We start from the raw sequence: 4,396 nt of genomic DNA, 5'->3' as shown, positions 1-4,396 counted from the left end.
TATCAAACGTTCCTTCCGTGAAGGCGTCGAAAATCTCCTTTCCTGGGCACTCAACAGTCCGAACCGAAGTACCGACGAGCTAATGCAACAAATCGAGGGCATCTTCGTCTAACGTGCGAAGTCAAGTGATTAAACAGTTACTGCCCGTTATCGAATCTGGGACTGATCTGGTCGACACGTCGTCAGAAGCGACCGATAGAATGTTGGGTCGGGCGAAGCAGAGAAAACTGCTTACTTCACCACGTCAATCTTATTACGGTCAATGGACAGTGCAACGGCACTGACGACCACGATACCGAGGATAATCTCCTGGACGAACGGATCAATCTGATTGAGATTCATGCCGTTTCCTAGCACGGCGATGACTAAGACGCCGAGAATGGTTCGGTGCGGACCACCCACACCGCCAGTCAGTGCAGTCCCACCCATGACGACCGCCGCAATACTCTCCAACATATAGCCAGTCCCGATGTCCGGTGATGCCGACGAGATACGGAGCGTCAGCAACACACCGGCCAACCCGCAGAGCAGGCCCGAGAGGACGAATGGGTAGATCTTGTACCGGTCAACCTTTGCGCCTGCGAGTTCGACGACGCGTTCGTTCTCTCCGAGCGCGAAGCAGTAGCGGCCGAACTTCGTCCGCCAGGCGAGAAAGACGGTCCCTCCGTAAGTGAGGAGTGCCCACATCACGAGGTTTGGAACCCCCGGAATCCACGTTCCTTGTGCGATTTGGCGGATCGCCTGGTCACGGAACGTGATAGTCGACCCGCCGGTTATCATGAGCGCGAATCCTATCAGTATCGACAGTGTACCAAGCGTGACGAGAAACGAGGGGACCTTCAGCTTTGTGAACACAAACCCGTTGACAAACCCGGCGAGCATCCCGACACCAATAGCGATCGGAATGGCCAGCAGTCCCAACTGGAACTCGGAAAGAAGGACCACGGTTACGACGCCAGTCAGCGTGACCATGGATTCGACCGAAAGGTCAATACTCTGCTGGAGGATGGGGAACGTCCCCGCCAGGGCCACCAGCAAGAGGATCGCGCTGTTCTTGGCGACATTGTTGATGAGATTCCCTCTGGTCAGAAACTGATCACTGGTGACAGTGAACAACCCCATGAGGAAGAACAGCATGACGAACGGACCGACGTCGGTGATCCAGTCCTGAAGCGTCCGCTGTTCCCGCTGTCGGTCGAACCACTGTCGAATCGCATTAGGGGCGTCGGTACTCATTTAGATCATCTCCTTTATTAGTTCTTCTTCGGTCGGTTTATTTCCTGGGGCAGCGTCAAACGGTTCGCCGACGAACTGTCCGTTTCTCATCACGGCGATCCTGTTCGACATCCCGATGACTTCAGGAAGTTCGTCACCGATGAATACGATAGAAACACCTTGGTCGGTTAGTTCTCGGCAGAGCCGGTACACTTCTTCTTTCGCGCCTACATCGATACCACGTGTGACGTTGTCCATCACGAGTATCGGGGTGCCCTGGGCGAGCCAGCGACCGATGACGACCTTCTGTTGATTCCCGCCGCTCAGCCCGTGGGTGAGAGCCTCCGGACCGGGAGTTTTGATGTTGAGTTCTTTGATGGCGTCCTCAGTCGCTTGGTCCTCCGCTTTGAGGTTCAACAGCGGAAGGCTTCCGTTCATGTCCCGCACCATCGCGAGCGACGTGTTCGTTCGGACGGATTGGTACAGCAACAGCCCCTCCGACTTTCGATCCTTGGGGATGTAGCCCACTCCCAAGTCCACCATATCAGAGACGGAAGTCTTCTCGAGGGTAGTCCCTTCAACACGGATGATGCCGCCGGTGTTCACGAGGTCACCCGCTAAGAGACGGCCGAGTCGCTGTTTACCCGATCCATCTACGCCGACGATGCCGAAAATCTCTCCGCTGCGAACCGAGAACGACACCGGACCGATTTCATCATCGTAGGTCAAGTTCTCGACCGAGAACGTCTCCTCACCGAGATCGGTCGCAACACGCTGGTCTGGAACACGGTAGTAGCTTTCTGAGGCTTTGCGTCCGACCATCCGCTGTTGGATCTCGTCCGTCGTTGCCTCGGACGCTCGAAACTCGTCGACCAGTTCGCCGTCTTTGAGCACGTAGATGCGGTCGGAAACGCGCAACACTTCGTCGAGTTCGTGCGAGACAAACACGAACGTCGCCTGTTCGCGGAGGTCCTCGATGAGGTCGAAGAGTACTTCGCGGCCCGATTCCTCAAGTCCAGCGGTCGGCTCGTCGAGAAGGATGACTGGGTTATCCGACTTCTGAGAGGCGTGGAACGCTTTGGCAATCTCGAGCATCTGGCGTTCATTGAACGAGTAGTTCGCGACGAACTCGTTTACGTCGATGTCGATGCCGAGTTGGTCGACGAAGGTCTGTGCCTCCTCTCTCATCTCGTCCTGATTGAGGACGCCGAATCGCTCCTTCTCCCGGGCGAGATAGAGGTTCTCGTAGCCACGGAAGTTATTGATGACGTCTTGTTCTTGGTGGACGAGCGAGACACCGTAGTCGGCCGCCTCGCGCGGACTTTTCAACTCGACCGGTTCGCCGTCGACGTATATCGTCCCTTCGTCGGGACCGAAGACACCCGTGAGGATGTTTAGTAAGGTGCTTTTGCCAGCACCGTTCTCGCCGACGAGACCGATCACCTCACCGCGGTTGACTTCGAGCGATACGTCCGACAGTGCCTGGACGTGACGGAACGACTTCGAGATTCCCTCGACGCGGAAACTGGTTCTGTCGCTCGAACCTCCCCGCATCGACATCTCGCCGCTCGTCGAGGCGTCGGTCTCGGCCGATGATATCGTTGTGTCTGACATGAATTGGACTTTACTTATTCACTGAGCGGGTTGTTCTGGAAGCGGTTCTCATACAGCTCCGTGACCTCTTGTTGTGCTTCATCGTCAGTGTACACACTTGGAAGCTCGTAGCCGTCCGGCATGTCAGAGTCCTTCCAGTCGAGAACCTCTTTGATGCCCTCAAGGTCCATCGGCTGGACGTCGATTTGTGGATCCCAGTCGTCTTCGCCCGCTTCTGTGACTGACATCTTCTCCCAGTCGTAAGGGGTCTCACCTTCAAAGATAGCTTCGTAATAGTCCGATGCGGACACTACAGGGAGTAGGCCGTCGACGGTGTCGCGCCACTCGTCGGGGTCTTGCACGCAGACCGGTGCGTTGAACGCCATCATCTTCTCGGCGCCACTTATTTCGTGTCCGTTGATGTAGTCGTGGCACAGAACGACTGACCAGCCAGCCTGCCACGGACCCATCCCGGACACCGACGCCGTCATCGAACCCTCTTCGATCCGTTCGAGACCGGGTTCCCCGGCGTCGATACCGACGATCGGCACATCGATGTCGTTCTCATCGAGAACGGTCTGCCCACCGATGGCGACGGCGTCGTTCTGTCCGAAGAATCCCTCGATATCGTCACCGTACTGCGATATCTTGTCGGACATCGCGTCGCGTGCTTCACCACGGACAAAGTTCCCTTGGAGGCGGTCCCCAAGCATCTCGATGTCAGGGTACTCCTCCATCGCCAAGTCGACACCCTTGTTTCGGCCAGTGTTCGGAGCCGTTCCACGGTTCCCCTCGATGTGGACGAACCCTCCTTCGCCACCCATCGCCTCGAAGAGGATCTTCGCCGCGGCGTACGCGTGATTGACGAAGTGCGGTGCGAAGAACGAGATGTATTCATCGCCGGCGTCCTGCGGCGTATACCACTCCGCGACGGTGACCGCGAGTACGGTTGGCATGCCAGCTTCTACGCACGCTTCGGCCAGTGAGATCGACGCCGAGTTTGTGAATGTCTGTCCGACGATAAAATCTCTTTCGCTAGAAATCGCCGTATCGAACTGTTGTGTCTGCGTGTCAACGCTCGCCTCGTTCGTCTGAAGGTCTGTATCGTATCCGAGCGCCTCGCAAGCCTCTTCGTACCCCTTTTCCCACGAAAGCCAGTACGAGTTCTCAAGATTTTCGATCGAACCCATTGATGAACCCGAACCCGAATCACCATTAGAACTTTCATCATCACTACCACCTGTACAGCCAGCTAATCCACCGAGTGCGGCGACCGAACCCGTAATTGCTGTCGATTTGATAAACTTTCGTCTTGAATGGTTTGTGCTATTTTTCACCATGTTGACTCACTCACCAATTTTGGGGATGAGTATAAATAGATTTGGGAATCTGTCATGGTTTATTATAAATGTATGAGAATTCAGCAGCTTGGCGTCAGCGGACAACCGCACCTGAACTACGTTTGCCTCGTTGCGCCGCTAATTAATCGCACTCTCGGTGCTTTCTCCGTCCAGTTTCCGTGAAAGTTGTATGCAATTGGACGCCTTCTGTCGATATGAAGTCGAAGCGGTCAACAATACGACAGTGT

General features: G+C 55.6%; 3 protein-coding genes. All 3 read right to left on the bottom strand.

Going from position 1 to position 4,396, the window contains the following annotated elements; translation table 11 throughout:
- Positions 1 to 231: 231 nt before the first annotated feature.
- The gene (locus O2S87_RS18145) at positions 232 to 1,137 is read right to left on the bottom strand and encodes an ABC transporter permease (protein ID WP_475410145.1); all 906 of its coding nucleotides are present in this window, start codon (positions 1,135 to 1,137) and stop codon (positions 232 to 234) included.
- A gap of 99 nt (positions 1,138 to 1,236) precedes the next feature.
- A complete protein-coding gene (locus O2S87_RS18140) occupies positions 1,237 to 2,829 on the bottom strand; it encodes a sugar ABC transporter ATP-binding protein (RefSeq protein ID WP_475410144.1) in 1,593 nt (530 codons plus the stop codon).
- 14 nt (positions 2,830 to 2,843) lie between these two features.
- Positions 2,844 to 4,148, bottom strand: a complete 1,305-nt coding sequence (locus tag O2S87_RS18135; protein WP_475410143.1) for a substrate-binding domain-containing protein — start codon at positions 4,146 to 4,148, stop codon at positions 2,844 to 2,846.
- Positions 4,149 to 4,396: the final 248 nt, after the last annotated feature.

Source organism: Halohasta sp. A2, assembly GCF_056175805.1.
The sequence above is the reverse complement of the archived record's forward strand: the minus strand, read 5'-3'. Positions and strand labels throughout refer to the sequence as shown.

Excerpts from the sequence above, each read along its gene's own strand:
- O2S87_RS18145 (WP_475410145.1), bottom strand. The coding sequence starts at position 1,137 with ATGCTGTTCTTCCTCATGGGGTTGTTCACTGTCACCAGTGATCAGTTT.
- O2S87_RS18140 (WP_475410144.1), bottom strand. The coding sequence starts at position 2,829 with ATGTCAGACACAACGATATCATCGGCCGAGACCGACGCCTCGACGAGC.
- O2S87_RS18135 (WP_475410143.1), bottom strand. The coding sequence starts at position 4,148 with ATGGTGAAAAATAGCACAAACCATTCAAGACGAAAGTTTATCAAATCG.